This is a genomic window from Bacillus sp. A01H (genome assembly GCF_045277205.1).
Classification (GTDB): domain Bacteria; phylum Bacillota; class Bacilli; order Bacillales; family Bacillaceae_G; genus Bacillus_A; species Bacillus_A paranthracis.
Window position 1 is genome coordinate 3131378 of the sequence record NZ_CP117702.1, and the last position, 25782, is coordinate 3157159.

The 25782-nt window shown below is 35.5% G+C and carries 34 protein-coding genes and 1 pseudogene; 10 read left to right on the plus strand and 25 right to left on the minus strand.

From position 1 onward, the window contains the following. Position 1 precedes the first annotated feature (1 nt). The 15 genes from PSR14_RS16485 to PSR14_RS16555 form a co-directional block, all read right to left on the minus strand. Complete coding sequence (locus PSR14_RS16485) at positions 2-1327, minus strand: replicative DNA helicase (protein ID WP_262726946.1); 1326 nt, start codon at positions 1325-1327, stop codon at positions 2-4. Positions 1328-1624: 297 nt separating this feature from the next. After that, the gene (locus PSR14_RS16490) at positions 1625-2500 is read right to left on the minus strand and encodes a Rha family transcriptional regulator (protein WP_262726947.1); all 876 of its coding nucleotides are present in this window, start codon (positions 2498-2500) and stop codon (positions 1625-1627) included. A 65-nt stretch (positions 2501-2565) separates the two neighbouring features. Continuing rightward, positions 2566-2913 (minus strand): hypothetical protein, encoded by a 348-nt coding sequence (locus tag PSR14_RS16495; RefSeq protein WP_262726948.1) that lies wholly within the window; start codon positions 2911-2913, stop codon positions 2566-2568. Positions 2914-2952: 39 nt separating this feature from the next. Beyond that, positions 2953-3147: a hypothetical protein gene (locus PSR14_RS16500; protein ID WP_262726949.1), complete on the minus strand. Its 195-nt coding sequence runs from the start codon at positions 3145-3147 to the stop codon at positions 2953-2955. Positions 3148-3200: 53 nt separating this feature from the next. Continuing rightward, positions 3201-3359, minus strand: coding sequence for a hypothetical protein (locus PSR14_RS16505; RefSeq protein ID WP_262726950.1), 159 nt, complete (start codon positions 3357-3359; stop codon positions 3201-3203). Between the two features lie 34 nt (positions 3360-3393). After that, positions 3394-4167 (minus strand): hypothetical protein, encoded by a 774-nt coding sequence (locus PSR14_RS16510; protein ID WP_270792660.1) that lies wholly within the window; start codon positions 4165-4167, stop codon positions 3394-3396. Beyond that, positions 4164-4745: a hypothetical protein gene (locus tag PSR14_RS16515; protein WP_270792659.1), complete on the minus strand. Its 582-nt coding sequence runs from the start codon at positions 4743-4745 to the stop codon at positions 4164-4166. Before PSR14_RS16515 ends, PSR14_RS16510 begins: the two co-directional genes overlap by 4 nt. Before the next feature lies 1 nt (position 4746). Further along, complete coding sequence (locus PSR14_RS16520) at positions 4747-5283, minus strand: hypothetical protein (RefSeq protein ID WP_262726953.1); 537 nt, start codon at positions 5281-5283, stop codon at positions 4747-4749. A gap of 40 nt (positions 5284-5323) precedes the next feature. Continuing rightward, the gene (locus PSR14_RS16525; RefSeq protein WP_262726954.1) at positions 5324-5632 is read right to left on the minus strand and encodes a hypothetical protein; all 309 of its coding nucleotides are present in this window, start codon (positions 5630-5632) and stop codon (positions 5324-5326) included. Next, complete coding sequence (locus PSR14_RS16530) at positions 5632-6303, minus strand: ERF family protein (protein WP_262726955.1); 672 nt, start codon at positions 6301-6303, stop codon at positions 5632-5634. Before PSR14_RS16530 ends, PSR14_RS16525 begins: the two co-directional genes overlap by 1 nt. Next, positions 6300-6785, minus strand: coding sequence for a siphovirus Gp157 family protein (locus tag PSR14_RS16535; RefSeq protein ID WP_262726956.1), 486 nt, complete (start codon positions 6783-6785; stop codon positions 6300-6302). Before PSR14_RS16535 ends, PSR14_RS16530 begins: the two co-directional genes overlap by 4 nt. Before the next feature lie 12 nt (positions 6786-6797). Beyond that, the gene (locus PSR14_RS16540) at positions 6798-6998 is read right to left on the minus strand and encodes a hypothetical protein (RefSeq protein WP_262726957.1); all 201 of its coding nucleotides are present in this window, start codon (positions 6996-6998) and stop codon (positions 6798-6800) included. Beyond that, on the minus strand, positions 6995-7207 hold the full coding sequence (locus PSR14_RS16545; protein ID WP_262726958.1) for a hypothetical protein: 213 nt from the start codon (positions 7205-7207) through the stop codon (positions 6995-6997). The genes PSR14_RS16540 and PSR14_RS16545 overlap by 4 nt, the downstream gene beginning before the upstream one ends. Beyond that, the gene (locus tag PSR14_RS16550; protein WP_262726959.1) at positions 7188-7421 is read right to left on the minus strand and encodes a hypothetical protein; all 234 of its coding nucleotides are present in this window, start codon (positions 7419-7421) and stop codon (positions 7188-7190) included. The genes PSR14_RS16545 and PSR14_RS16550 overlap by 20 nt, the downstream gene beginning before the upstream one ends. Before the next feature lie 295 nt (positions 7422-7716). Then, complete coding sequence (locus PSR14_RS16555; RefSeq protein WP_262726960.1) at positions 7717-7974, minus strand: helix-turn-helix domain-containing protein; 258 nt, start codon at positions 7972-7974, stop codon at positions 7717-7719. 359 nt (positions 7975-8333) lie between these two features. Here PSR14_RS16555 and PSR14_RS16560 point away from each other — a divergent pair, with 359 nt between their 5' ends. Then, positions 8334-8978 (plus strand): LexA family transcriptional regulator, encoded by a 645-nt coding sequence (locus PSR14_RS16560; RefSeq protein WP_262726961.1) that lies wholly within the window; start codon positions 8334-8336, stop codon positions 8976-8978. 20 nt (positions 8979-8998) lie between these two features. Continuing rightward, positions 8999-10372 carry a recombinase family protein gene (locus PSR14_RS16565; RefSeq protein WP_262726962.1) on the plus strand — a complete coding sequence of 458 codons (1374 nt, stop codon included), beginning with the start codon at positions 8999-9001 and terminating at the stop codon, positions 10370-10372. Between the two features lie 25 nt (positions 10373-10397). Here PSR14_RS16565 and PSR14_RS16570 read toward each other — a convergent pair. Beyond that, positions 10398-10463, minus strand: a pseudogene (locus PSR14_RS16570) (methyltransferase); the annotation flags it as partial. A 213-nt stretch (positions 10464-10676) separates the two neighbouring features. Between PSR14_RS16570 and PSR14_RS16575 the strand changes: the two are divergent. After that, the gene (locus PSR14_RS16575; RefSeq protein ID WP_406644033.1) at positions 10677-11258 is read left to right on the plus strand and encodes an ATP-binding protein; all 582 of its coding nucleotides are present in this window, start codon (positions 10677-10679) and stop codon (positions 11256-11258) included. Between the two features lie 150 nt (positions 11259-11408). Beyond that, positions 11409-12527 carry an LPXTG cell wall anchor domain-containing protein gene (locus tag PSR14_RS16580; RefSeq protein WP_074604395.1) on the plus strand — a complete coding sequence of 373 codons (1119 nt, stop codon included), beginning with the start codon at positions 11409-11411 and terminating at the stop codon, positions 12525-12527. Between the two features lie 65 nt (positions 12528-12592). On the opposite strand, the gene PSR14_RS16585 is transcribed toward PSR14_RS16580, so the two are convergent. Together PSR14_RS16585 and PSR14_RS16590 are read right to left on the minus strand one after the other, a co-directional pair. Further along, on the minus strand, positions 12593-13264 hold the full coding sequence (locus PSR14_RS16585; RefSeq protein WP_073540963.1) for an ABC transporter ATP-binding protein: 672 nt from the start codon (positions 13262-13264) through the stop codon (positions 12593-12595). Further along, on the minus strand, positions 13264-14328 hold the full coding sequence (locus PSR14_RS16590) for an ABC transporter permease (RefSeq protein WP_098487323.1): 1065 nt from the start codon (positions 14326-14328) through the stop codon (positions 13264-13266). Before PSR14_RS16590 ends, PSR14_RS16585 begins: the two co-directional genes overlap by 1 nt. A gap of 184 nt (positions 14329-14512) precedes the next feature. Between PSR14_RS16590 and PSR14_RS16595 the strand changes: the two genes are divergently transcribed. Next, entirely contained in the window at positions 14513-15133 is a 621-nt protein-coding gene (locus tag PSR14_RS16595; protein WP_073540965.1) for a winged helix-turn-helix domain-containing protein, read from the plus strand. Positions 15134-15353: 220 nt separating this feature from the next. Beyond that, the gene (locus PSR14_RS16600; RefSeq protein ID WP_000353351.1) at positions 15354-16613 is read left to right on the plus strand and encodes an MFS transporter; all 1260 of its coding nucleotides are present in this window, start codon (positions 15354-15356) and stop codon (positions 16611-16613) included. 144 nt (positions 16614-16757) lie between these two features. Here PSR14_RS16600 and PSR14_RS16605 read toward each other — a convergent pair whose 3' ends face one another. The 4 genes from PSR14_RS16605 to PSR14_RS16620 all read right to left on the minus strand — a co-directional run bounded on the left by PSR14_RS16605 (position 16758) and on the right by PSR14_RS16620 (position 20230). Beyond that, positions 16758-17228, minus strand: coding sequence for a DinB family protein (locus PSR14_RS16605; protein WP_073540966.1), 471 nt, complete (start codon positions 17226-17228; stop codon positions 16758-16760). 200 nt (positions 17229-17428) lie between these two features. Then, on the minus strand, positions 17429-18805 hold the full coding sequence (locus tag PSR14_RS16610; RefSeq protein ID WP_000839500.1) for a cell wall metabolism sensor histidine kinase WalK: 1377 nt from the start codon (positions 18803-18805) through the stop codon (positions 17429-17431). A gap of 1 nt (position 18806) precedes the next feature. Further along, the gene (locus tag PSR14_RS16615; protein ID WP_073540967.1) at positions 18807-19484 is read right to left on the minus strand and encodes a response regulator transcription factor; all 678 of its coding nucleotides are present in this window, start codon (positions 19482-19484) and stop codon (positions 18807-18809) included. A gap of 80 nt (positions 19485-19564) precedes the next feature. Next, positions 19565-20230 carry a YitT family protein gene (locus PSR14_RS16620; RefSeq protein WP_000873870.1) on the minus strand — a complete coding sequence of 222 codons (666 nt, stop codon included), beginning with the start codon at positions 20228-20230 and terminating at the stop codon, positions 19565-19567. 114 nt (positions 20231-20344) lie between these two features. Here PSR14_RS16620 and PSR14_RS16625 point away from each other — a divergent pair, with 114 nt between their 5' ends. From PSR14_RS16625 to paiB, 3 genes are read left to right on the plus strand one after another with little or no spacing between them, the layout of a single operon-like run. Then, positions 20345-20797, plus strand: coding sequence for a MarR family winged helix-turn-helix transcriptional regulator (locus PSR14_RS16625; RefSeq protein WP_000658986.1), 453 nt, complete (start codon positions 20345-20347; stop codon positions 20795-20797). Between the two features lie 25 nt (positions 20798-20822). Continuing rightward, the gene (locus PSR14_RS16630) at positions 20823-21341 is read left to right on the plus strand and encodes a GNAT family N-acetyltransferase (protein ID WP_000207282.1); all 519 of its coding nucleotides are present in this window, start codon (positions 20823-20825) and stop codon (positions 21339-21341) included. 23 nt (positions 21342-21364) lie between these two features. After that, positions 21365-21988, plus strand: a complete 624-nt coding sequence (gene paiB, locus PSR14_RS16635; RefSeq protein ID WP_073540969.1) for a protease synthase/sporulation negative transcriptional regulator PaiB — start codon at positions 21365-21367, stop codon at positions 21986-21988. 196 nt (positions 21989-22184) lie between these two features. Here the strand turns inward: paiB and PSR14_RS16640 are convergent, their stop codons facing one another. From PSR14_RS16640 to PSR14_RS16650, 3 genes are all read right to left on the minus strand, one after another. Then, positions 22185-23024 carry a YitT family protein gene (locus PSR14_RS16640; protein WP_000747496.1) on the minus strand — a complete coding sequence of 280 codons (840 nt, stop codon included), beginning with the start codon at positions 23022-23024 and terminating at the stop codon, positions 22185-22187. A gap of 337 nt (positions 23025-23361) precedes the next feature. Further along, positions 23362-23631 (minus strand): 2TM domain-containing protein, encoded by a 270-nt coding sequence (locus PSR14_RS16645; RefSeq protein WP_098487324.1) that lies wholly within the window; start codon positions 23629-23631, stop codon positions 23362-23364. 178 nt (positions 23632-23809) lie between these two features. Beyond that, entirely contained in the window at positions 23810-24436 is a 627-nt protein-coding gene (locus PSR14_RS16650) for an ATP F0F1 synthase subunit alpha (RefSeq protein ID WP_073540971.1), read from the minus strand. 285 nt (positions 24437-24721) lie between these two features. Between PSR14_RS16650 and PSR14_RS16655 the strand changes: the two genes are divergently transcribed. Next, positions 24722-25753, plus strand: a complete 1032-nt coding sequence (locus PSR14_RS16655; RefSeq protein ID WP_073540973.1) for a S66 peptidase family protein — start codon at positions 24722-24724, stop codon at positions 25751-25753. Positions 25754-25782: the final 29 nt, after the last annotated feature.

Consider the following 25782-nt stretch of genomic DNA (forward strand, 5'->3'; position numbering starts at 1 on the left):
TTTACTCCTTATCGTGGAACGTATTTGTCACCGAGTCGAAAATCATGTGATATGTACCAGCACGACCGTTTCTGTATTTATCAACGATAATCTCCATTTCTTGATAACGCTCGCCTTTTGTCTCGTTATCGTAATAATTTTCTCTGTGCGGCATGATAATCATATCGGCGACCTGTTCAATTTCCCCACACGCTCTTATATCAGCCATTGTAGGGCGTTTGTCTTCCCTATTGGTGTTACCCCTGTTTAACTGTACGAGAAGTATGATAGGTACATCTAATTGTACAGCCGTATGTTTTAACTCACGAACAACTTCAGCGAACCGCACGAGGTCTTCCGTCATTCCATCTACGTTGATATGAGAAATATGGTCTATCATGAATACGTGTTTCTTATCAGGATTGTTTTTAACCTCTTTACGCATATCAGCCTTAATCATTCGTAAATCTTTCTCTTCGCTGATTTCTAAAGGTAACTCACTCATCTTACCTACAGCTATTTGATACTTAGCAAACGCCGTACCTGGTTGTAAGCCCGCACTCTTATCATATAAAGGTAGGAATCTATTAGGATTCTTCATACATGCTACAGGTAACATCGACTGTCCGGCTATCCATCGGTCAATACATTGTCCCTCGGGCATCTCGGCCGAGTAGTATTTTCCTCTGTACGTCCCGTTCAAATCTCGTTCCGCACCTCTACGCATACTATCCAATGTCCAAGCTGTTTTACCCATGCCTGGGCGACCACCAACGATGATTAAGTCTCCAGCTTGCCAACCGTCGGTGAAGTTGTTGAATTTATCCCAACCAGTGTCTACGCCTGACATACCATCGACTTTCATATTTGCGTGTTTATCAACGCGGTTTAATAGCTTCTGTTGGAATGTTTCCTTACTTACTACCTTTTCCTCGCTAGTTTTCAAAACTCTGTTTATAAATCGTTCTGAAGCGTCTGAAGTGTTCTTCTGTTCCGTTTCAGTTAAGAACCTCGCCGCAAGTTTTCTTATTTCCTCTATTTCTATGAAATCAAACATCTTGCGTTGATAGAAATCAAAGTTAGATGTAAGAGATCCGTGTGACATCACCTTCATGACATCTTGAATTTCTAAATCGCTATGACCGATAATCATTTGTGGATTAATATCGATTTCCTTGTCGTGAAGTTCGCAAATAGTTTTGTATAACTCCTTGTGCTTACTGTCTGTAAAGTGTTTCTGACTCAGCCGACACTCATCGATAAGATAGTTATCTTCTAACATCGCTTCTAACACGCTTATTTCCATCTCTGTGTGGTTCTGAAACTTATCTAATGTATTTGTACTCATTTCGGTTAAACCCTTTCAAGAAACGTTTTTATTAAAGTGTCGATTTCTTTTGCTGTGCAAGTCATACAATCCATTTTTCTTCTATATTTAATATAGATGCTAGATTTCGAGTTTTTATATTTCTTGTTGCAAGTTCCACACCTTCTATGCCCTTTTGTGAAAATGTATCTCTTCTTCATTCTATTCCCTCCTATAAATAAACAATCGCTACACTAATTACATACCCCGCCCCGTAAAGAAACGCCGCCATCCCACTACCGACTATCAACGCCTGTTTTAAGTCTTTGTTCATGACTCTCATACTAATTGAGGTCTCCAACCTTTAGTGAAGTTCATAGCTTCCTCGAAATCCTTTGCCGCAATATCTCGGTAACTACCTACAGCGAATACTCGTTTTAATTCTTTACCGAAATGAGCGTACAATTTGCGTTTAGTATCATGAACCGTCTTACCTTCTAGTTCATCCCAAAGTTTTTCGACTCTTTGTTTCTTTGCGTTTTCTATTGCTAATTGTTGCCCGTAGTCGATAGTCATCGTATTTTGTAACTTCTCGACGCTATCCTCAATTACTTCAACTCTTTCTTTTAACTCAACTGTGCCTTCTAGCAATAATTGTTGAATCTGATCTAATGCCGTCTTTGGTTTTTCTTGACTTCTGATATAGTCTTCCATTCTATTGAACTCGTTAATAAAGTTAGCTCTGAACACCAACGCTTCTTTTCCTGTGAACCCCATGACTAGCATTGAAAATCCATCTCTAGTCATTACAACCTTTTTGTAGTTCCTTCCGTTTTCAGCTTCATAAGTGCATGGCGCAAAATTGCGCTCTCCAACAATTCCAGCACCATTTAACGTATCGACTATATTTCTAATAGCTTTCAAAACGTCCTTGTGGTTCTTATTGAAATGATCAGCCACCATCAAACTATCTGTTACTACCTCGTTGTTATTGTTTACGAATACTAATTCTTTCATATTAATTACCTCTTTCTTTTTATTTGATGAATCATGATTGTTAACACCTTTCCCCCAACACTTATATCTACACGGAATGTACAAGAATTCTACAGGTTCATGGTCAATGCCGCTATCACCTGTGTAGTCATACCAATACTCCGGGAACCACCTGACTATGAGTAACCCTGTTTCATCTTGCGAATAACCTTCTTTCATGTTTTTCCGCCTTTCTCCGGTTAAGTTAAATAAATTCGGATTAATGTGTAAAATAACGCTTTTGTTTAACTTTTATTCTGTTCCTTGTATATATCTAGCATCATCATAATTTGTTCATCCGATATCCTTTTCACATCTATCTTAGACACCATAATTTCAGCTTTTCTTCTCCAGATATGATTTCTAATCTCTTCTGTCACCTCGTGGATGTAAGAATAAATATTTCCGCGAACACTACCATCTGGATTAATTACAGTGCCCTGTTCTAAATTAAATCTGCCTGAAGGCGTAATCTTAACAATCTTATAAATAGACCATTGAGTATGAGCAAATCTACCATTTCTTATTGCTACTTCGTCACCGACCTTAAGAGTTTTAATCCACTCTTCCCGTTCTTTCTTATTATCAAACATCTACTCGACCTCCAGTTTTTATAAAAAATAACGCTTTTGTTAAGAAACTACTTTACTTCGATTTCCTTCAACTTCCACAATCAACTCTCCCTTTTTATTCCATTGCAGATGTTTTATTTTCGTGATTTTAATTACATACTCAGTTTTGGTTAAAGGTGAATTTGTATATAATTCCTCCCCTACATTCGGCAACGTTGCCCCGTTTTCTACTAGCACTGTAAATAACCCTTTCATCTTCATCCCTCGTTTTCTTATAAAATTCAAATTGCATGCCATTAACTCTTTTGCTACAAACTCTCTTTAATTTCTTCTTTCATTTCCTTCATGTTTTTAATAAAGTCTTCATATTCGTCTAACGTTGCGAACGAAATAATGATTCCATTCCCTAAATGCAACAATATTTCTTTGTCTTCCTCATCGATTGAAAAGCATAACTTGTAACGCATTTTCTCCACCCACTTTTTCTATAAATTTCAAATTTTAGAATAAAGCTAACTTTTCAACATTCTTCTCTTTCTTAGCATCCATTCTCCGGTACTCTAGATACCTCTCATCGTTTAGAAATCCTTCTAGCATCTTGATGTATTCCATGCCAGTATTCTTCTGTCTACACTCATTTGCGTAGCTCTCAACACCATACAGGATAACTTCATGTGGATGATGTTTTGCTAATGCTTCTTTATACCGCTGATATGCTTTTGGTTTGTTTCTCTTCTTCGGATAAATACTCCATAGTTGTTCAAACTCTTCACTATAGGTATTCTTCTTCGGTTTTCGTTTCTTGATAACATCATCAGCTTTAGCTGCATCTTTGCACATAGTAGTCTTATTTGTAATCTCTTGTGTAGTCTCTGGTATTGTTCCCGTCATTTTGTCGGTATCAGATTCCGCCACTTTGTCGGAATGAGAACCCGTCAACTTGTCGGAATGCATACCGACACTTTGGAGATAATCGTAGTTAATCGAATACCACTTTGTACGGTCGAATGATAGCTTGTTATAGTTGCCGACAATCAATATATTTTCGTCTTCTAGCTTCTTGAATATCCTCTCAAGTGTTCGTTTGCTCCAAAACGGGAATTGCTCACACCACTTGTCCAATGAGTTGAATACCCACTTCTTACCGTCATAATCGTGATTAGAACGTTCCAACCAGTAATGAACCTGTTGAACAACGATAGCTTCATTGATCCCTATTTTTACAGCAAGTTTCGGCTTGAGTAGGATTGTGTTGGAATCCATTAATAAACTCATGATTTCCTCCCATTTACACTAGATATAAATTTAAACCCCTTAGTGTATCTTCTATACGTGTTCGGACTCCCATAATAGAATTCTATTACCCCTTCTCTTTCGAGTTTAAGAAGAGCCAATCTAATGCCGTTCTCGTCGATCACGCCGTTCGTCATCGTGTACAACAACCTAACTAACTTGGATTCTTGTTTTTCTTTGTCAGATAAACTCTCGAATACCCTGTCAACAATATCGTGAATGTACTTTCTTTTCGTTCCGTTAGTTACGAAATATTCTTGTCTGATATACGAATCAGATGGTAACTGTTCGCCCTTGAATTTAAATTTAGCTCTGTTACCTCTATTACCCCTCGTGTATTCGCCGTATCCTTCCTCTTGGAGTCTCAATAGAGCCGTTCTCATGTTAACGAAACTGATATGAAAATCAGGTGGAAAGTGTTCAAATAACAACTCGTAATCAATTTCAGATACATCATTTTCATCAGCTAACCACTGTAATTCTTCGTATATAACCGCGACAAGAATAGAATTTACTTTTGACGCTACACTCGAATTAAATTTAATGCTGTTATCTACCATTTCAGACTCCCTCCACTAATTTAAATACAATCCTTCTCCCGCACGTTCCATCTCCGCGGCTTTCTTTCGTTACATCTTTCTTCAGTAACTCACCTTTCCGCACCATATCATTCAACGCCGCGTTAGCTGCATCCTTGGTGAATATTCCGTCAGACGCAAGTCCCACCTCAACGGAATTCATCCAACCGCCATGCTCTTTCAATATGGTTTTTATCAACATTCTTTTTGGAGAAAATTGACCCTTGCACGGAAACTTCAACATGTTATTATCGGCTTCAGGTGGATTTTTCAAAAGTGTTATGTTGAATTCTGATTTCTTTGGACTCCATTTGTATTTTATGAATCCGTACTCCTTTACCCTCCTTAAAGCCGCTTCCGTCGAAATTTGTTTGATTCCGAATGTATCCTTGAAATCTTCAGTTTTTATAACGACTTGCTCACTTTCCTCAAGTTCGCAAGTATCCCTTATATACTCCACTAATAAAGCCAGTGTAATATCAGTTTCCTTGCACAAATCTGTATTGAAATACAATTCCATTCCGCACACCTCCGGTTTAGTTCAATAGATTCGGACTAAATTAGTTTACTTTAACCATCATACATTCATAATAGATGAGTTCTTTAAGAAGCCTCGTCCTTACACCGACATCACCATTGTTTGTCTTTGATGGTTTTAATGATCTGTTACTTAATCCAACGTTTTCATTTCTTCTAGTTTCTATAACTTTATAAATCTTCGTTTTAAAGTCGTAGCCACGTCCTCTTAACGCGTCAGTTTTGACTATCAGTTGCGTGATTGTCTCTCCGGTAACAGGAATCGCTTTACTTTTATCATTAGAGTAACTTAATTTCCCTTTAAGTGAATAACTTCTCACTACAGTTTCCATTAGTAACCACCATCCGCAAGTAGTTTTTTAGCTTGTTCTAATAACGATGGGTCTTTAGTGAAACTTGTCCATCCTACGATACTTCCTGATAACATAGCGTCGATTTCGTCGAGAGATTTATTTAACGCTTTCGATGCTGCGAACTTCTTAGCGCGAACAGCTTTTTGTAACTTATCTACGTCTACCCCACCAGTATTAGCATTGCTGTTATGCACTTGATTTCCGCCATTACCTTTAGGTGGTTTATTTGCTGGTCTGTAATCTGCGTCGTCTTCATCAGTTGGGACACCGAAGAACTTTAATAAGAAGTAACGCTCTGAATAAGTTAACGCTGATCCGAATGCTTTCGAAGCATCATCTTGTTGACCAAAGAATTTCCATGGTACTTCTTCGCGTTCTTCGGGTTTGTCCGAATTAATCCACACGTAAGAGCCTTCAGATTCGATTACAAAGTCTTTTACATCTTTACCCTTACCATTCTTATACTCGTGAACCCAATTCTTATGAGAACCCATGCGAGGGCTTAAAATAACACCTAACTCGTCCATCTTTTGTTTGATTTTGTGTAACACCTGCGAACCCGTTACATACGTGTATCCATATGACTTACCGTCTTTCGAAAATACATCAATATCTTTTCTGATTTCAACTAGCTTCTGCCATAAATTCATCGAATCGACACCCCTTTAGTTTGTCGCAACGAAACCCCTTCAATCTGAATACCCCTTTTAACCGCGTCTAACAGTTCTTTACGTTGCAATGTTGGTTCGGAATGCTTATAATACATCGCTGGAATTTGTGCACTTTCTTCTATATATAAGGACGGTGCATTGTTTCGGATGCTAACTGTCATCGTCGGTGTTTTGATATTCTGTTTTTCCGCCAACTCAAGTGAATGTTGCAAGTATTCTTTTAATCTAGCGTTACTATTGTTATAAGACTTCAAACGAGCGTCTAAGCGCTTTTTCTCTTCTTTGATTGCATTGATACTAACTTCGTTGTTCTTGATGACATGAGCGACACTTACCGCCTTATGTTCGATAGCTTCCTCAATAGCTTCGAGTGTATCTGTTAATACTTCAGCTTCTGCACCCTCGTCAATCATTTCTTGAATTTGTAACCATTGTCCAGTTAATGTGTGTAAGTTTGCCATACTACTTCCTCCTTAGAATTCAATCCATTTATTTTCTTTTCCAGTGATAGTTGATAGAACCAAACAAAGATTAACTTCTTCTACCTTGCATAAATCCTTATCGTTGTGAATAACTCTAGCTCTTTCGATGTATTCCAAACGTTGTTTTATTTGACGTTCAGCTAAATCAAGACGCGCTTGCATACATTCTTTTTCGAAATCTTTGTTCATCATTTCCATACCACCTCGACTACTTTTTCGGGTATTCCGATTTCTCTCATTCTCCGCACGACTACTCCTGTACGTTCATGTTGTTGTTTCTTGAAGTAAAGATCGGATAATTGTTTCTTTGCATCACGTTCAGCTAATAGCCATTCGACCATTTCTTTGATGCATTCGATTGCCCAAGCGTGATTCCCGTTCTTACGATGCCAGCGTGCCATCAGTTGAACGTGCTTTTGATTTAGCTTGTAATTTCGGATTTTGTTCGATAGTGATTTCGCCAACTCCAAGTCCTGCAGTAATACCTGCTGTTCTAACTTCATTCCGTTCACCTCCGGTATTTTTAAATAGATTCGGATTTTGTTGTATAAATTTAATGATAGGCGCCAAAAACCTTTGTTCTTGTTCTGCCGTCATGCCTAACTTATTAGCCATTCAATAACACCCTTTCTAAAAATCATTACTGTGAAAACAACATTTCGATATACCACCCACACTAACAATCGGATTTTACACCGGATTTGTTAAATAAATTCGGATAAATAACATTAAAAAAATGACCTGTATATGCTATTTAATTACAATATTCTATCGAACGCCGGTACAACCGACGACGACCAATCTGGCGAGTTCGATGTATGCTGTGATGAATTGGTCTTTCAAGTTATTCACCTCTTCTTAGATGTATGGTCTTCTGATGTTTCGCGTGTTGGTTTCTCGTCAAATGTTGTTAACTGATTCCCCTTAGCATTCTAGACTCCCGATACTCTCGCTTTACCTTTTCGATAAATTCGGATTCACTACCGTAGTAAATATCATATGGGCTAATGCAATAGATATCTGCTAGCTGGTGCGCCATATCGTTTGATATTTTACTAGAATCCTTTTCAAATTTAGCGATAGTTACAGGACTACAAGGAACTAAAGTCGCCACTTCCTCCTGTGAAAATCCTACCCTTTGTCGTGCTAAACGAAGAGTTAACTCCATTAAAATAACCTCCTATTAACTTGTAAAACCCTGTTATATCAAGGGTTTATGTATTTGATTGTAAAACATAGAAACGTAACAAATTATCGAAACTGAAAAAGTGCATAGGTATATCTTGATGCCGAGACATAACTATAAAGTATGTCCGATAATACAAATATATCCCATTGAAACCTTTTCTATTTGTTCCAAATAATACTTTTATTTGGTGATTGTTTCCTGCCCTACATTGATTATTATAGTATAGAAAGTATCGGAAATCAACAGAAAAAATCCGATTTTATTTAAAAAACTGTTGATTTTCTACAACGCGTATGTATATAATAAGGAAGCGACATACCACAAGGGAGAGAAAAAATATGCCAAGAAAATTCAAAACTGCAAAAGAAGAACAAGATGCTATCAAAATAGCTGAAAATATTAAGAAAATCATGAAAAAGAAAAAGATGAGACAAACTGACTTATCAGTATTAACTGGCATCGCTAGGAGTACATTATCCGATTACGTTAATGGAAAAACTACTATTCCTATGGTTGCATTACAGAAAATATCGGAAGCTTTAGGAACAACTAAATCTAAGCTCGTCGATCTTAATTCCGAAGTTATTGAACTATCCGGAGTCGAGAAGTTACCTATTTACGGTGAAGTTTGTTGTGGTAACGGACTATTAGCGTTACAAGATATCAAAGGATACTTAGATACACCTTCTAGTTGGATAAATGGTGGAGATCACTTCTACTTATTAGCTAAAGGAGACTCTATGATTAATGCCGGAGTCGTTGACGGAAGTTTACTATTAATTAGACGACAAGCTATCGTTGAAAACGGTGAAATTGCTGCTGTAATGGTTAATGATGAAGCAATGTTGAAACGTGTATATCGCGAAGGGAATATAATTAAATTAGTTTCTGAAAATCCTAATTTTGAAGATATTATTTTAGACGAGAGAAAAGACGTAGTTTCTATAATCGGTAAGTTAAAGAAGAATATCGGCGAACATTAAATCTAAGGAGGGTATACTAGATGAAATGTGTTATATATAGAAGGGTTTCGACGGATGAACAAGCTGAAAAAGGCTTCTCTCTTGAGAATCAAAAATTAAGATTAGAATCATTCGCGACTTCTCAAGGCTGGGAAGTCGTTGGCGATTATGTTGATGATGGTTATAGCGGCAAAGATATGAATCGCCCTGCATTAAAGAAAATGTTTAGTAATGTTGATGAATTCGATGTAATACTAGTTTATAAATTAGATAGATTCACTAGATCTGTTAAAGACTTAAATGAAATGTTAGAAACAATTAAAGAACATGATATAGCTTTTAAAAGTGCTACAGAATCCATAGATACCACTTCTGCAACAGGTAGAATGATACTAAATATGATGGGAACAACCGCGCAATGGGAACGCGAGACGATTTCAGAACGAATAAAAGATGTATTTGGAAAAATGAGAGAAAACGGGATTTTTTCAACAGGTCATCCACCATACGGTTATAGATACCGCGAAAATAAATCAATTGAAATAGTCGAAGAACGAGCGGAAGTAGTACGCTATATATTCGAACTGTCCAAGACTATTGGACTGCTTAAGATTTCCTTAGAATTGAAAAAGATGGGCATTAAAACAAGACGGAATAATAATTTTGGACAGTCGGCGGTAAAAAGAATACTACACAACCCTTTCTATTGCGGATATATGACGGTTAATAACAAATGGGTACCAATCAAGAATGATGGTTACATACCTATAATAAGCGAAGAAGAATTTAAGACAACTCAAAAAATATTAACGAAACGGAATAACGCACAGACAAGATCGAGAAGCGAATCTTATTACCCGTTTAGTGGGGTTGCGCTTTGCCCCGAATGTCAACGGGCGATGAGTGGCGATAGAGCTAAATATGGCGATTTTTATTATCGTTACTATCGTTGTAATTATGGACGAGAAAACGATAATTGCACTAACAGAAAGCGAATTAGAGCCGAACAAGTTGATATAGCTTTTGCTAAATACATTTCAGGGTCTTTTGAGAATACTACAATAAAACTAGAATCCGGAGATATTAAAAGTGATATAGAGCATAAACTGAAACACTTGGACAGTAAGATAGAAAGATTGAGTGATTTATATATCGAAGGAGATATTACTAAAAGTAAATACAATGAAAAAATGAACTCACTTCTTAACGAAAAAGAGCAATTAAAAAGTGAGTTGACATCATATAAGGAAAGTGCTTCTGCTGATTTTATTCAGGATAAAATAAGACAATTGGAAAGTGTTTGGCACTTAATAGACGACAAAACAAAGTCTGAATCTATACGAAGTGTTTTTGATACTATAACAATAAAACAAGAAAAGGATAAGGTAATCATTATAGATCATACCCTACTCTAATTTGGGTTAATGTTTCATTTCTTCTATGATATGCCCTTCCGAAAGCTGATACTAACGACGTTACACTTGCTTCACCTTTTTTCACGCACATACACTCCTTCATTTTCACAACAAAATAGGGTTCCCCTGGCCAGGAGAACCCTATTATACACTTTATTTTTATATTGGTAAATTATAGCGTAAATAAGTTTTTTTGTCAAGTTTTTAGCCTACTATCACTCCGACACTTTGTATATTCTCTAGCAGGAAAATTGTCGATTCACACAGAATATTCCAGACTATAACAATACACATGGAGGCCAATATGAAACGATTCGTCATTATTACAGTAGGAAAAACACACAGCGGAAAAACTACATTTGCAAAAGCTTTAGAAAAAGAGTTACCCCACTCTTTCGTTATGGATCAAGATAACCAAGCTGAATTTATTAACACGCATTACGAAAAATTACAGCCGGCTGAAGGCCCTAATACATTTAAGCACGGTCTTTCGAAATTCATTGTTGATTATGCAAAAGAACATACAAATTTACACCTTATTATTATTAACTCCAATCGCAGTAAAAACGGAAGGTTATATTTACTAAACGAATTATTTCCACAAAATGAATATGTACGTATACTCGTTCATTTTGACATTCCAGATGATGTACTTTATGAAAGAGTGGCTCGAAGCACGCGAAGTACAAATATTTTTAGAGGTGGATATGCTAGTTTCAAAGAAGTACTTGATCGACAACAAACTGAATCACTTCACGATGATGTCGTAGATCCTGTAGAAAACGAGGCTGATTATTTGTTTGTTATTCGCAATAGTAAAGATGTAAGCTTTACTATTGAAGAAATTGTTCATCTTGCTAAAGATTTGTCCCCTACTCCAAAATAAGAGACTATAAGAATTACATAATGATAGATTATTATGCAAATCCTTCCTCTAAGCGCCTAACATAGTATATAATGATAAGATAATCTACTTCTATATGCTCATTTTTACACAAAACAGTTCATGCATATGAAAGAAAAGAGGTACAAAAATATGAAAACAAAACAAACAATCGCTGCGTCTACACTAGCTTTAGCAATGATTGCTGGCGCAAACTCTACTCATGCGGAAGTAACTGATGCTACTCCTCAGCAAAGTACGGGAGATCGATTAGCTGAAATTAAACAACATAAACAAGAGTTAGATGCGAAATTGCAGCAACACAAAGAAAACGTGGATCAAACATTGAATGAACTTAACAAAGTTAAGGAAAATGTTGATACGAAGGTGAATGAACTACACGAGCGTAAACAAGTTGCCGATGAAAAAATTAACGAAATTAAGCAACGTAAAGAAGAGTTCGATGCAAAACTTCAGCAAGACAAGCAAATCGCCGAAGATAAAATCGCTGAAATAAAAGAGCATAAAAAACAAGTAGAAGATAAAGTTGCTGAAGTGAAAAAACATAAGCAAAATATCGATAATAAGGTTAATGAGATTAAAGAACATAAACAAACTGTCGATGAAAAAGTGAATGAAATTAAGCAGCATAAAGAGAACATTGATCAAAAGGTTAATGAACTTAAGGAAGTTAAAAAACAAGTCGATGAAAAGTTAGCTGAGTTAAAGAAAGCGAAACAAACTGCTGAGGACAAACTTGCTGAGCTAAAAGAAAACAAACCGAATACTGGTAACACGTTAGAGGAACTTAAGAAAATTAAAGGTAATTTAGATAGCCTTTCCGCTAACTTAGAACTAGCTAAACAAGATGTAAAAAACAAACTTGCTGCATTACAAGAAGCTAGACAAAATTTAATCAATAAAATTAACGAGATTAAGCAATCGAAACAAACTGTTTCAGACGATTTATCAAAGAAAAAACAAGACTTAGATATTAAAATCAACGACTTTAAACATACTGAGAAAAAAATTGATGACAAATTAGCTGAGTTACACACAACAAAGCAAAATGTAGATAACAAGATCAACGAAGTATCTCAATCGAAACAAACAGAAACAAAGACTGGTACTACAAATGCAAACAATAATGCTAGAGAACTCCCTAACGCTGGTAGTGAGCAATCAAATAATATGGCTTTAGGTATGTTATCTGTTTTAGGCGGCGTTTTATTAGTTGCGCGCAATAAAATTAAAACGTTATTCTCAAAATAAAGCCATTATACTTATTAGAAATAATTATACAAAGGCCAACCGCATGTACGGTTGGCCCTTTTTCTTTATATTAATTGTCCATCTCTTAGCGTCAATATACGATCACATACATCAAGCATTCTTTCATCATGTGTAATCATAATTGCTGCTTTTTGGCTCTCTTTCACTTCACGTTTCATCATTTCCACAACTTCACGTGCGCGTTTTGAGTCTAAGCTTGCCGTTGGCTCATCCGCTAATATTAAATCTGGGTTGTTCATGAACGCACGAGCAATTGCTACCCTTTGTTTTTCCCCACCAGATAGTTGATTTGGATAATGATTTTTTCTTTCTCCTAATCCAAATGCCGCTAATAAATGATTCGCACGCTTTTCTGATTCTTGTTTACTTTCTTTTTTCAGCTTAGCAATGTAAAGTAACTGTTCCTTCACATTTAAATATGGAACAAGGTTTGCAAACTGGAAAATGAAGCCGATTTTTTTCAAACGAATGTCTGTCATTTCCTTTTCTGATAACTTCGTAATATTTTGCTCACGAATGTAAATATCCCCTTTTGACGGTGATAATAGTGCACCCGCGATTGATAATAACGTACTTTTCCCTGATCCAGAAGGACCGACGATTCCGATAAATTCTCCAGCTTTTACATCAAGCGATATCGGATGAAGGGCTGTTACTTCCGTATTCCCTTCCCCGTACACTTTACTTACTTTGTCTAGTTTTAATAATGAAGTCATTACATCCCGCCTCCAATTGCTTCTAGCGCATCAACTTTTAATACTTGGTATAACGAAATAAGTGTTCCTAAAATACTAATGACGATAAAGATTGCTGCATATTGTGCAATCATCGGTGTTGTTAATAAGAACGGCATACCTGTTGGTAAAATTTGTTCTAATCCTTGTACAAGAACGATGCTAATTATCATCGCAACGACTGATAAGAATAACGCCTGCACGACTAAGCTATTTGCTAAATACGAGTTCTTTGTACCGATTGCTTTTAATACACCTAATTGCTGTGTTTTTTGCAGTGTAATGACGTAGAAGAATACACCGATTAATAAAGCAGCGATTACAAGTAAGAATGCAATGATCATCGTTAACGTTCCTTGCTCTTCTTTAAACCCTGGAATACTTTGCAGTACTTCTTCTTTATCAATAACGTGAGTATTTTTAATTTCTTTATCTGTATTCAGCGCAATTGCACTATAATCTTTTTGGTTCGGTTGTGAAATAGACCCCCATACGTCTTCATTTACATAAACGACTGGTGTATGGCTAAACATTTGATCTTTCGTAAATCCGACGATTTTAAATTCTTTCTTTGAAACAGGATCGATAATTGTATCCCCAATATCGATTCCTTTTTCTTTAATTGATTCGTCAGCAACCATTTCGTTATTTGCTGTACTTAATTTCTCACCTTTTATAATGTTCGGTTCTAAAAATGTATCGCGTTCACTTGAGAAAATAGCGATATCAACCTTTTTCGAACTATCTTTCTTTTCATATGTTGAAACTTTCACACGAAACGGAACAGCCTCTTTCTCGCCTACTTGACTTACTACGTTATCTACATCGTCTTTCTTAATTTGTGAACGAAGTAATTTATTTTCCGCATCATCTGCTAAAACGAACTTATTTGCCTCCATATTTTGAATCGATGAAGCATTATCATATGATAATCCATTTGCTAATCCTGAAATAACCAGGACTAAAAATGATAATAAAACCATGATAAGTCCGATTAATCCGTATCTTAATTTTGATTGTTTCAATTCACGCAGAGCTAAAAACATTTCGCTCGCTCCTTCCTCTTTCTTTCTATGCACTTATCATAAAAAAGAAATATGAACGGAATATGAACAGAAGATTACAGAGGAAAGATTAAATTTTCAGAAAGTATTGAAAATAAATAGAATCCTTGATACAATTCAGTCAAATAATATTGACCGAGTAATTTTATTCAAGGAGTTGATCATTTTGAAGCCCATGTTCACACTAACTACTTATAGCCAACTAAAAGCAATGAGCGATCCACTACGTGTCGAAATGATGATGCGTCTATGTGAACGTCCTTATACAGGACAACTACTATCTGAAAAATTCGGCATTTCAAGGGCGAAAATTCATTATCATTTAAAAGAATTAGAGAAAAATGGCTTTATAGAAATCGTATATACAGAAGAAAAAAATGGCATCGTTCAAAAATTTTATCAATCTGTCGCTAGAGGCTTTACCCCTGCTGCCGAACTATTACCTCATTTAGAAATAGTAAGTGAATCAGGTCGCCAAATCTTTTTACAAATGACGGAAAGAACGAAAAGTCATATTCTTGCTGCACCCGAAGAAGCTTTTACATTAAGAAAAGAAAGTGAAGACCCGGCTGAGTGGAATTACGTTTCATCTTGCTGGGAGTTTGATGCTACGCCAGAACAATTTCAAGTGTGGGTAAAAAAGTTTTATGAATTAATGTCTGAATTAAACGAAATCACAAAAGGTGCAGATAAAGATCCGAATAGTAAACCTTATTATATTTCTACTACTGCACTTCAAATCGCAGAGAGAACAATGCAGCAATTTATTAAAGAAGAAAAATCGTAATACGATTTTTTTTACATAAAGTGAAACTTTAATCAGTGGGGTTTTGTTCATCCCCCACCGATTATTAGTTGAACCAATCGGGCTTTTACGGGCAGCCCGACCCCCACCTAATTTCTTTGCTTTCGCTGAATTTTGAGATGGAGGTCTTACTGCCCGTTAATGCGGGATAAACGGTCAAATTTATTTTACCGAATAAATTTATTATAAAGGAGTAGATAAAGTGGACATATTAAAAAACCGGAATTTCCTCTTATTATTTTTAGGGAGAATTTTCACCAACATAGGAGATAGCTTATATTACGTAGCAGCAATGTGGCTCGTATATAAGCTAAGTGGTAATCCTTTTTATTCTGGATTGGCTGGTTTCCTTACGTTACTACCTTCTGCATTACAATTTCTTACCGGCCCATTCGTTGATAGATGGCCAATTAAAAACACTCTCGTCATCACACAAGTTTTGCAATGCATTCTTATATTAATCATTCCTATTACACACTACTTCGACCTATTAACAGTCCAACTACTACTCATCATCATGCCCATCGTAGCCTTTATCGAACAATTCGCCTATCCTGCACAGTCAAAAGCTTTACCACTTCTACTGCATAAAACACAATTATTAAAAGGAAACTCACTCTTCTCATTTGCGTATCAAGGCATCGATTTAATTTGTACGACTCTTTCTGGAATATTAGTAGCACTACTTGGCGCAATCTCTTTATATGTAATTGACTCTTTCACATTCGCGATTACTGCCCTTTTGTTCTTTTCATTGAAAATGCCACAGCAAACTGCAGCAAACACATCACTTTCAACTAAACAATATTTCTCTGATTTAAAAGAAGGTTTTTCAATCGTCTTTCGTTCCTTAATGAGCGTATTCTTAATCGGTTCAGTTGTTGCCAATTTTTCTATCGGTATGACGATGGCCATACTCCCTTCTTTCGCTGATTCTTTAGGAGGCGTGAAATCATACGGATTCTTCTTAGCTGCTATATCAGCAGGTAGTCTGATTGGTGCTTTATTCAGTTCATGGGTTGGCAAACGTAACGTTGGCCGCGCATCTATTATTAGCTTTGCGACTGGTGCTATCTTTTGGTTTCTCTCTACGGTTGTACCGTTTCAATGGTTATCTATTTTCTTATTCGGCCTATCTTGGATTCCAATTGGTGCAACCAACATATTATTTGCGACAATTAGTCAAATTTTAATTCCAAATCGATATATTGGACGCATCAACTCAGTTATGCGAAGTATGGGCACAATTGCTATGCCGTTCGGTTCTTTAATTGGCGGATATGCTGCAAATGTATTTAGTAGCCAACTCATTTTTGCATTCGCTAGCATCGGGATTTTATTTATTTCTCTCGTATGGCTACTCCATCCGAAATTACGAGCATTGCCGAAAGCTGATGAAATTACAGCGGATACTTTTGGTGTTCGGTTTAAGGAAGAGCGCGGGAAAGGTGCGGCTTTATAGCAGGAACAAATATAACCCCGTTCTAAATTGAGGACGGGGTTAAAAATATAATTATTTCATTTTGGATGTAAAATACTTCACTAAAAATAAAGTCATTTGAATATCTAAATTTTATTCAACAATAACACCAACTAAAACGTTCAGTTAACGCTTTGATGGCCAAGACCCTTGCATTTTCCTTAATTGAATAATTTGTCCTGTATGATAAGCATCATGAAGCAAGATGTCCAGTAATTTTCCTTCTAGTGAATTTTGCTCAAGCTCTCTTTCGGAAATTGCACTTAATACTTGTCTTAAATTATGTTGAGCATCTTCAGAACGTTCAACGACTTTCTTCCATTCCATATCATCATTAGATTGCTTAGTAAGATAAAAAGTGTCATTACCGTCAAGATTATTTGTCCATTCCCGGCCTTCCAAATTTGCAGCAAGCCTCTCTTTATAGTAAATAAGATGATTAACGTTCTCCCAAATGGTATTCGTTTCCTCACTAGGTGGTTTCCACATAGCCTGTTCGGCTGTAAGTCCTTCTATAGCATGTTTAAACGGTGCATACCAACTCTCTTTATCGAATGTTGAATCTAATGTGTTTAATAACAAGTCAATTCGTTTCAAAGTAATTTCCTCCCTACACAGTTCAAGTTTTAATACACTCTCTATAACTCTGTAGAGATTCTACATTTTCAAATAAATTCCCTCCTAGTCTCACTCCACAAACTCGTCCGATTATGTAATTAAAATGACTCACATTTTTTCATTTTACATGTACACTAGCAACAAAAAAGAAGAGGCCGTTCCCAAACAGCCTCTTCCCTCTATTTTGGAAGCTCCACCCGAACAGTCGTCCCTTCCCCTTTCGTGCTATAAACTGAAACAGTTCCGTTATGCAGTTCAACAATCTTCTGCACAATCGACAATCCTAAACCGCTACCTTCTACGTTTCTTGCCCTTGCTGTATCCACCTTATAAAAACGATCAAAAATACGATCCATTTCTTCTTTTTCCATGCCGATTCCGTTATCGGATATCGAGATTATAACGCTAGACTCTAACTCTTCGACAAAAAACTCAATGGTCCCACCGTCGTTTGAAAATTTAATGCTATTCGTAAAGATATTACTCCATACTTGATGAAGTAAGTTTTCATCACCTTTTATAGTGATATCTGGCACATCAAATTCAACGGCGATATCTTTCTCACGCCATTTCCATTCGAGCATAAAAATGACGTCTTTAATTTGCTTCTGCAAATTGAATTCTTTTATTTGTAAAACTTTCTCTTCTTTATCTAATGACGCTAGCGTAAGTAACTGTTTACATAAACTAGACATTCGCTTACTTTCGCCCTCAATAATTTGTAAGTAATGGTTTCTTTCTTCCACGCTCATCTTTTCTGTTTGTAATGTCTTCGAAAATCCTTGTATGGAAGAAAGCGGTGACTGGAATTCATGTGAAACGTTCGAAACGAATTCTTGTCTCATTTCATCGAGTTCTTTAATACTTTTCGTCATCTTTTGGAAGCTTGTAGATAACGTTCCTATTTCATCTTTTCGTTTTACATCTAATTCAATTTCATATTCCCCACTCGCAATTTTTTGCGTAGCATTCGTAAATTTACGAATGGGACGAACGATGTAACCTGCTGCAATCGCTATAAAGATAATACTTAATAGTACGATAAACCCAAGTAATACCGCTAAGAAAATTCGCATCTCGCCAAATTGGTTTTGAATGTCAGGACGAATAAATAATGCGTACTGTTTATCACCGTGCTTTACCGGTACACCGACACTATTTATTAATTCATTATCGAAAAAACCAGTAATAAATAGACGAGTCGGATATGTAGAAACACCATTAAACGTTTCCCCTTGCAATACTTTATGAACGGTATCATCACTAATAGACGTCTTACGAAACGCATTGCCGATACGCTTTCCATTCTTTTGATCATCGACAATATAAATTTCATACCCTAGCTTCGCAATAGATTGTAAGTACGCCTCTTGATTTTCTTCGCTTTGCTTTTCATATAACGATTTAACTTCTTCCGCATACTTTAAAATCTTTTCACTATTATACGGTTTTAACTTCACTTGATAATATACGTTCGTTAATAAAAAGCCGATAATACTACTGAGTAGCATAATACCGACTGTCATAAATACAAATCTAGAATATAGTGATTTCATCTTATTTCAGCTCCAACTTATAACCGAGTCCGCGCACTGTTGTAATTTGAAAATCATCCGTTCGTTTTGAGAAACGATCTCGGAGCCTTTTCACATGAACGTCAACCGTTCGTTCATCCCCTTCAAAATCCATTCCCCATACTAGCTCAATTAACTCTTCTCTTGAAAATGTTCTCCCAGGATAACTAGCTAATTGTGATAATAATTCAAATTCCTTTAATGGAAGCAAAATCGTCTGCCCGTTACACTTTACTTCAACACCTTTACGATCAATTGTCGTCCCGTGAAGTGTAATTATGTCCGCACTCAGCATTTGATAACGGCGCAATAAAGCTTTCATACGGAAAATGACTTCAGCTGGTTCAAATGGTTTTACGATATAATCGTCTGTACCAGAAATAAATCCTCTTTCTTTATCGACTAACTGATCCTTTGCTGTTAATAAAATAACAGGAATATCATGATACTTACGAATTTCTTCACATAACGTATAGCCATCAACGAACGGCATCATAATGTCTACGATCGCAAGATGAATATTTTCCTTCTCTAATACTTCTTGCGCTACCTTTCCATCTTCTGCTTCAAAAACTGTAAACCCCTCTTTTTGTAAATGATAACGTAACAACTCTCTAATATGCTTATCATCATCAGCTAATAAAATATGTATCATCTTCATTAAACCCTCTCTTATTCATCCTTCTACATCACTACATTAAGAAACAATTGGATTTTTTGCAAGAAAAAGAAAAGGATTCCTTAGAAGATACTCTTGTTATCATTGTGGTCAGCTGCTTTATTACTCTTATAACTTGGTGATGTACTCTGGTGTACGAATAAGTGATCTAATACTTTTTTAGTAAGTGGCATAAAGAAATTCAGTAATAGCCCACCTAAACAAACGGTTAATATAGTTCCAATACCAATTGGTCCATGTAAAATCGTTGCCATTATTAAGAATATAAGGTAAATACATGTTCGCGATATAAAGATATTCGTTCTCGTTAATTCTTGTATGATTAAAGTTAATCGGTCAATTGGAATGGGAGCAAAATTTGTTTGTAAATATATCGCAGTTCCTAATCCTGTAATAACTAAGCCAATTCCAAAATAAATCATTTTACTGTACCATATTTCTGGTGTAATTAAATTGCGTAATAAAAATAGCCACACATCAATACCAATACCCGTGATGAATGCTGTTAACAACCCTATTATCTCTGGTCTATGTCTTTTTAAAATTGAGTTACAACATATTAATAATAAAGCTATTATTATTTCCCAGCTTCCCACAGTAAGTCCCACATTTAAAGAAAGTCCTACTAAAAGTGCATCAAAAGGTGACGTTCCAAGATCTGATTGTATTGTAAAAGAAATACCAAGGGTTAATATTAAAATTCCTAATACATAAAAAATATACTTCATTTTAATCAACCTCTTCATCGTTATTTTTGTTGCATTTACAATAAAAATATTTTATATTAAATGTAACTTCGAATTGTTGCATTTGCAACAAAAATAAAAGATAAGGAGTTCATTATGAAAGAAATTCTTCGTGAAATTGGCATGATTGCAAGGGCGTTAGATTCTATCAGTAATATAGAATTTAAAGAATATGAGCTTACAAAAGGTCAGTATTTGTATCTTGTGCGAATATGTGAAAACCCAGGAATCATTCAAGAAAAGCTATCTGAGATGATAAAAGTAGATCGTACAACCGCAGCCCGTGCTATCAAAAAGCTTGAAATCAATGGATTTATCGAAAAGAAAGAAGATGAATCTAACAAGAAAATCAAAAAACTTTTCCCAACAGAAAAAGGGAAAAACGTCTATCCTTTTATTAAAAGAGAAAACGATTATTCAAATACTGTTGCATTAGAGGGATTTTCGGAAACAGAAGCGGAAACTATTTCTAACCTCCTTCAAAGAGTAAGAAAAAATATAGAAAAAGATTGGGAATTTGTAAAAAAGGGAAATAAGAGAAATTATTGATTATATAAAGGAGCGAACTATTCAAATGACTACACATACAGAAAAGTGCACCCTTAAAGATATACACAGACTTCAAGAAATTAGTTATGAAACATTTAATGAGACTTTTAAACATCAGAATTCACCCGAAAATATGAATCACTATTTGGAAAAGGCATTTAACTTAAAACAATTAGAAAAAGAATTATCCAATGTCTCTTCTCAATTCTTTTTTGTCTACTTTAACGATGAAATTGCTGGATATTTAAAGGTCAATATTGATGATGCTCAGTCTGAAGAAATGGGCAATGAATCACTTGAAGTAGAGAGAATTTATATAAAGAGCTCCTTTCAAAAACATGGTCTTGGTAAATATCTACTAAATAATGCTATTGAAATTGCAATAGAACATAATAAAAAGAATATTTGGCTAGGCGTATGGGAGAAAAATGAAAATGCTATTGCTTTTTATAAGAAGTTAGGTTTTGTACAAGCTGGCTCTCATTCCTTTTACATGGGCGATGACGAACAAGTTGACCTTATCATGATTAAAACACTCATATAACTTTTTTTGAAAGGTGGGCTATTATGTATATTCCAAAGTATTTTAAAGTCACAAATGTTGATGAAATTTGGGATTTTGTTCAAAAAAACTCTTTTGGAACAATCGTCACAACAAAAAAAGAAAAACCAATCGCAACTCATTTGCCTTTTGGATTAACTAAAAAAGGTGATGACTATTTTATTACTGGACATATGGCTTATGGGAATCCTCAGTGGAGAACATTTGAAACTTGTGAAGATGTTCTTGTAATATTTCAAGGACCACACTCTTACATCTCTTCTTCTTGGTATGAACATGCAGAAGTTCCAACATGGAATTATCAAGCCGTCCATATATATGGTAAAGCAAGTATTTTACATAAAGAGGAATTAATAGATGAATTAACCACAATGCTGAAAAAATATGAAGAGCATCGTGAAAATCCAGTATTATGGGATAAACTTTCCCCCACTCTCTTAGAAAATGAACTGAAGGGCATAGTTGGGTTTAAAATTAAAGTAGGAGACATTCAGGCTGCATATAAATTAAGTCAAAATCGAAATGAGACGGATTATATTAATATTATTGAAAAATTGTACGATGAAGAAAATCCAGATGCAAAACAAATGGCGGAACTCATGGGGAGTAGATTAAACAATCACATATAATCCATTGTAATTCAACTCTCACATTTCAAAATTAAAAAACAGACTGGAGCGCTTTATCGGCCGTTTCCATTAGAACGCAAAAAGTTGAACTAAAAGTGAATGGCGTTTAATTAAAAAAGAATCTATTTTGAAAAAAGATTATTCAAAATAGATTCTCACGTTTTAGTATTAAGATTATTTTAAGCAAAAATAATTTCTAAGCTTTCGAAATATCAACAAATCCTTCTCCGAATACGTCACGAACATCATGTATAGCAATGAACGCAGCTGGATCTGTAGTTTGAACAATCCTCTTTAGCTTCACTACTTCTTGCTTATTAATAACAACGTAAAGAATGTCCTTCGGCGTTTTCGTGTAATAGCCATGACCTGAATACACGGTAACTCCTCTGCCCATTAAGGTTGTTACCTTCCCTGCAATTTCATCTGGTTTATCCGAAATAATCGTAATGGCCTTTTTCGGATTTAAACCTTCAATTACAAATTCCATTACTTTCGTTCCTACATATAACATAATAATTGTCAGCATCAGTTTTTCTGCACCAATGATGAAATAAGATGAAAACGCAACGATTAAATCGAAGAACAGTAGACCATAGCTAATGCTCCATCCTAAATATTTATGCGTCATCCGTGCTAAGATGGTAGTACCTGCTGTCGTTCCACCAACGCGAATGATGAGACCAATCCCGCACCCGATAAATATTCCACCGAAAATGGCATTTACGAGCATTTCATCAGAAGCAATCGTCCATCCTTCTGTTAGATGAAGAAATAGCGAGTTCGTAACTACAGCGATAATCGTATAAATCGTTGTGATTTTATTCAAAAATTTATAGCCGACTATTAACAAAATCGCATTTAAAATTAAATTCACTAAACCTGGTGACCACTCAAATAAGTAGTACGTAATAATCGTAATACCTGTTACCCCGCCCTCACCAAACTCGTTCGGGATAACAAACAAATTGACACCTAACGCAAAAAGAAATGCACCGATAATAATAAAAATAATGTCTGTCGTTCTTTTTTTCATACAGTACCTCACTTCTTATGTAAATATTTATTCTGTCATAAACTCTCACCATTATATCGTGGAATATTCAAATCGAACAGTGCTTTATTTTTATTTTCATATAGGATGATAAATCAACTTTATTCTATATCCACATGTAATTTAAAAAGGGTAACAACTGTATTTATTATGTACTACAAGTAAAGTTTTGATTTCACATGCTATTCATGCTAAAAACCGAATAGGAACACGTACTCGCATGAACTTCGAGTACAAAACAAATAGGCGAAGCTATAGAATAGGCTTCGCATTAAGCATTTGATTGTAGAGATTTATATTCATACATTCCAAAATAAATTTACTTACCTTTCTCCATATACTCTTTAATCTTTCGTTCTTCCCACTCTTTTCCGAATATCCCGAATGAAAAAGTTGTCAAACCATGTATAACGATACCAATCCCCCAGCCTGCAAGTGGATATAAAAACCATAATTTACTTGAATCAGAGCTTATATTTATAAAAAAAAGCATTAAGTTAACTAGTATATATAATGCTAAATGAATATAAAACGCTTTTAAATTCTCCACTCTTTTTTTAGCTCGTAAATAATTCTCATCTCGCTCCATATATAAACACCTCTTTCATTATTGTATTTTTTAAATTTACTCCGATTTAAACATCATATTCTAGTCAGGAATACCTTATTCTCAAAAAATACAAAACAAAAAAGTACCTAGCAAATGGTCATGTGTATGACCATTTGCTAGGTACTGAATAATCCATTTATTATTTACAGAAATCTAATTAAGACCAAATCCAAACATCGTCATTATTTTCAACGTTGTTTTTTACTTCATGCACTTTTTCGATATGATCAACTGTGTTCCAATTAATAGAACTTCCACCCCAGCCCACATAATTCATATCAATTTTCACTTTCTCACCCACATGAAATACTTGTCCCTTTGTTAAGAAAACATCAATAATATCTTTCTTCCCGTTTAACGGTGGATACCCCACTACGACATATTTAGTAGCACCGTCTGTTCCTACTTTTGATACTTCACCAATTACATAATCAGGTGAGCCATCTTCTTTCATGTGCATGCTTAACTTGTTTGTTGTATTTTCAATTGCAGTTGCAACCATATATTCTGTAAAATTACGCATCATAGATCCAGTAGCTTTAACCTCATCTCCTACTTTCACATTTGAGAAAGTATCCATGTATACACTAACAGGTCCTTCGTATTGCTTAGATTTTACGACAATTACACCGTTATCTACTTCTACTACTCGTCCTTCTAACGTCGAGAAATTCGATTCAATAGAAGCTGCACTCGCTTTTGTTACTTCTAGTCCTGGTACATTCGTTCCTGATAATGCTGCGATTCCTAAAGCACCTGCTAAAATTATTTTTTTCATACCCATTATGAAACATCTCCATTCATGATGATTTTTTTGATTGGATACGACCAACCTGTAACTATTATAGTTACAGGTTGTAAAAAATAGCAACCCTCTTTCTCATGCAATGATGCATACTGTACTTTTTAAATATAAAGCGTTTTTCCCTATATTCAATACTACTGCTAAATTCTTGTACACCAGCAGGTAAACGAATTGATGATGAAGAAACTAATGTCATGCATCATATTTTTCAATACTACAGTTTGATAATCGTAGTCCATTACATTATGTAGGAGCGGAGTTAACATGTTAATAAAACCAAAGAGATTACAGGCAGGAGATGTTGTGGCAACAGTAAGTCCTTCATGGGGAGGAGCAGGTGATCCTGAAATAAGATGGCGATATGAGCAAGGGGTAAAGAGGTTAGAAGAAGTTTTCGGTCTTACCATTATCCCAATGCCAAATAGTTTAAAAGGTAGCGAATTCATTTATAACAACCCACAGGCTCGTGCGGAAGATTTAATGACAGCATTTAAAGATACGCGCGTGAAAGCAATTATTGCGAATATTGGCGGTCAAGATAGCATTCGCTTACTTCCTCATATAGATTTTAATGTAATACGTGAAAATCCGAAAATTTTTATGGGATACTCTGACGTTACTATTTCACATTTATTTTGTCATAAAGCAGGTCTTTCCTCTTTATACGGTCCGGCAATTTTGACCGACTTTGCTGAAAATGTAGAGATAGATCCATATACGGTTGAAATGGTAAATCGAACTCTCTTTTCCAATGAAGTGATTGGCGAAATTCAACCAGCTCCTGAATGGACGAGTGAACGTTTAGAATGGATAGAGATAAATAAGGATACAAGACGGACGATGCAGCAAAACAATGGATATGAGGTACTTCAAGGTTCTACTACTGTACAAGGGCGTTTAATTGGCGGATGTATAGAAGTACTGGAATTTGCAAAAGGAACGGAACTTTGGCCTGAGAAAAAACATTGGGAGGATAGTATTCTCTTCTTTGAAACTTCTGAAGATCATCCAGAACCAAGTTATATAAAGTATTGGTTACGAAATTATGCAGCGCAAGGCATTCTGCAAAAAGCAAAAGGTATCATTTTCGGTAAACCGAAAGATGAACAATACTATGAAGAATATAAAGATGAAATACTGAAAGTTATGAGAGAATATAACTTAGAAGATTTGCCGATTCTTTATAATTTTAATTTTGGCCATACTGAACCGAAGTTTATTTTACCTTACGGCGCAATGGCAGAAATTGATTGTGAAAATGTATCTTTTTCTATTTTAGAGAGTGGCGTGGAATGAATAAAAACACTCCTATGAGATATGTCTGT

What these genes read in the sequence shown, in the direction of transcription:
- PSR14_RS16485 (WP_262726946.1), bottom strand. Translation starts at nt 1,327, where the DNA reads ATGAGTACAAATACATTAGATAAGTTTCAGAACCACACAGAGATGGAA.
- PSR14_RS16490 (WP_262726947.1), bottom strand. Translation starts at nt 2,500, where the DNA reads ATGAAAGAAGGTTATTCGCAAGATGAAACAGGGTTACTCATAGTCAGG.
- PSR14_RS16495 (WP_262726948.1), bottom strand. Translation starts at nt 2,913, where the DNA reads ATGTTTGATAATAAGAAAGAACGGGAAGAGTGGATTAAAACTCTTAAG.
- PSR14_RS16500 (WP_262726949.1), bottom strand. Translation starts at nt 3,147, where the DNA reads ATGAAAGGGTTATTTACAGTGCTAGTAGAAAACGGGGCAACGTTGCCG.
- PSR14_RS16505 (WP_262726950.1), bottom strand. Translation starts at nt 3,359, where the DNA reads ATGCGTTACAAGTTATGCTTTTCAATCGATGAGGAAGACAAAGAAATA.
- PSR14_RS16510 (WP_270792660.1), bottom strand. Translation starts at nt 4,167, where the DNA reads ATGAGTTTATTAATGGATTCCAACACAATCCTACTCAAGCCGAAACTT.
- PSR14_RS16515 (WP_270792659.1), bottom strand. Translation starts at nt 4,745, where the DNA reads ATGGTAGATAACAGCATTAAATTTAATTCGAGTGTAGCGTCAAAAGTA.
- PSR14_RS16520 (WP_262726953.1), bottom strand. Translation starts at nt 5,283, where the DNA reads ATGGAATTGTATTTCAATACAGATTTGTGCAAGGAAACTGATATTACA.
- PSR14_RS16525 (WP_262726954.1), bottom strand. Translation starts at nt 5,632, where the DNA reads ATGGAAACTGTAGTGAGAAGTTATTCACTTAAAGGGAAATTAAGTTAC.
- PSR14_RS16530 (WP_262726955.1), bottom strand. Translation starts at nt 6,303, where the DNA reads ATGAATTTATGGCAGAAGCTAGTTGAAATCAGAAAAGATATTGATGTA.
- PSR14_RS16535 (WP_262726956.1), bottom strand. Translation starts at nt 6,785, where the DNA reads ATGGCAAACTTACACACATTAACTGGACAATGGTTACAAATTCAAGAA.
- PSR14_RS16540 (WP_262726957.1), bottom strand. Translation starts at nt 6,998, where the DNA reads ATGATGAACAAAGATTTCGAAAAAGAATGTATGCAAGCGCGTCTTGAT.
- PSR14_RS16545 (WP_262726958.1), bottom strand. Translation starts at nt 7,207, where the DNA reads ATGGCACGCTGGCATCGTAAGAACGGGAATCACGCTTGGGCAATCGAA.
- PSR14_RS16550 (WP_262726959.1), bottom strand. Translation starts at nt 7,421, where the DNA reads ATGGCTAATAAGTTAGGCATGACGGCAGAACAAGAACAAAGGTTTTTG.
- PSR14_RS16555 (WP_262726960.1), bottom strand. Translation starts at nt 7,974, where the DNA reads ATGGAGTTAACTCTTCGTTTAGCACGACAAAGGGTAGGATTTTCACAG.
- PSR14_RS16560 (WP_262726961.1), top strand. Translation starts at nt 8,334, where the DNA reads ATGCCAAGAAAATTCAAAACTGCAAAAGAAGAACAAGATGCTATCAAA.
- PSR14_RS16565 (WP_262726962.1), top strand. Translation starts at nt 8,999, where the DNA reads ATGAAATGTGTTATATATAGAAGGGTTTCGACGGATGAACAAGCTGAA.
- PSR14_RS16575 (WP_406644033.1), top strand. Translation starts at nt 10,677, where the DNA reads ATGAAACGATTCGTCATTATTACAGTAGGAAAAACACACAGCGGAAAA.
- PSR14_RS16580 (WP_074604395.1), top strand. Translation starts at nt 11,409, where the DNA reads ATGAAAACAAAACAAACAATCGCTGCGTCTACACTAGCTTTAGCAATG.
- PSR14_RS16585 (WP_073540963.1), bottom strand. Translation starts at nt 13,264, where the DNA reads ATGACTTCATTATTAAAACTAGACAAAGTAAGTAAAGTGTACGGGGAA.
- PSR14_RS16590 (WP_098487323.1), bottom strand. Translation starts at nt 14,328, where the DNA reads ATGTTTTTAGCTCTGCGTGAATTGAAACAATCAAAATTAAGATACGGA.
- PSR14_RS16610 (WP_000839500.1), bottom strand. Translation starts at nt 18,805, where the DNA reads ATGAAATCACTATATTCTAGATTTGTATTTATGACAGTCGGTATTATG.
- PSR14_RS16615 (WP_073540967.1), bottom strand. Translation starts at nt 19,484, where the DNA reads ATGAAGATGATACATATTTTATTAGCTGATGATGATAAGCATATTAGA.
- PSR14_RS16620 (WP_000873870.1), bottom strand. Translation starts at nt 20,230, where the DNA reads ATGAAGTATATTTTTTATGTATTAGGAATTTTAATATTAACCCTTGGT.
- PSR14_RS16625 (WP_000658986.1), top strand. Translation starts at nt 20,345, where the DNA reads ATGAAAGAAATTCTTCGTGAAATTGGCATGATTGCAAGGGCGTTAGAT.
- PSR14_RS16630 (WP_000207282.1), top strand. Translation starts at nt 20,823, where the DNA reads ATGACTACACATACAGAAAAGTGCACCCTTAAAGATATACACAGACTT.
- paiB (WP_073540969.1), top strand. Translation starts at nt 21,365, where the DNA reads ATGTATATTCCAAAGTATTTTAAAGTCACAAATGTTGATGAAATTTGG.
- PSR14_RS16640 (WP_000747496.1), bottom strand. Translation starts at nt 23,024, where the DNA reads ATGAAAAAAAGAACGACAGACATTATTTTTATTATTATCGGTGCATTT.
- PSR14_RS16645 (WP_098487324.1), bottom strand. Translation starts at nt 23,631, where the DNA reads ATGGAGCGAGATGAGAATTATTTACGAGCTAAAAAAAGAGTGGAGAAT.
- PSR14_RS16650 (WP_073540971.1), bottom strand. Translation starts at nt 24,436, where the DNA reads ATGGGTATGAAAAAAATAATTTTAGCAGGTGCTTTAGGAATCGCAGCA.
- PSR14_RS16655 (WP_073540973.1), top strand. Translation starts at nt 24,722, where the DNA reads ATGTTAATAAAACCAAAGAGATTACAGGCAGGAGATGTTGTGGCAACA.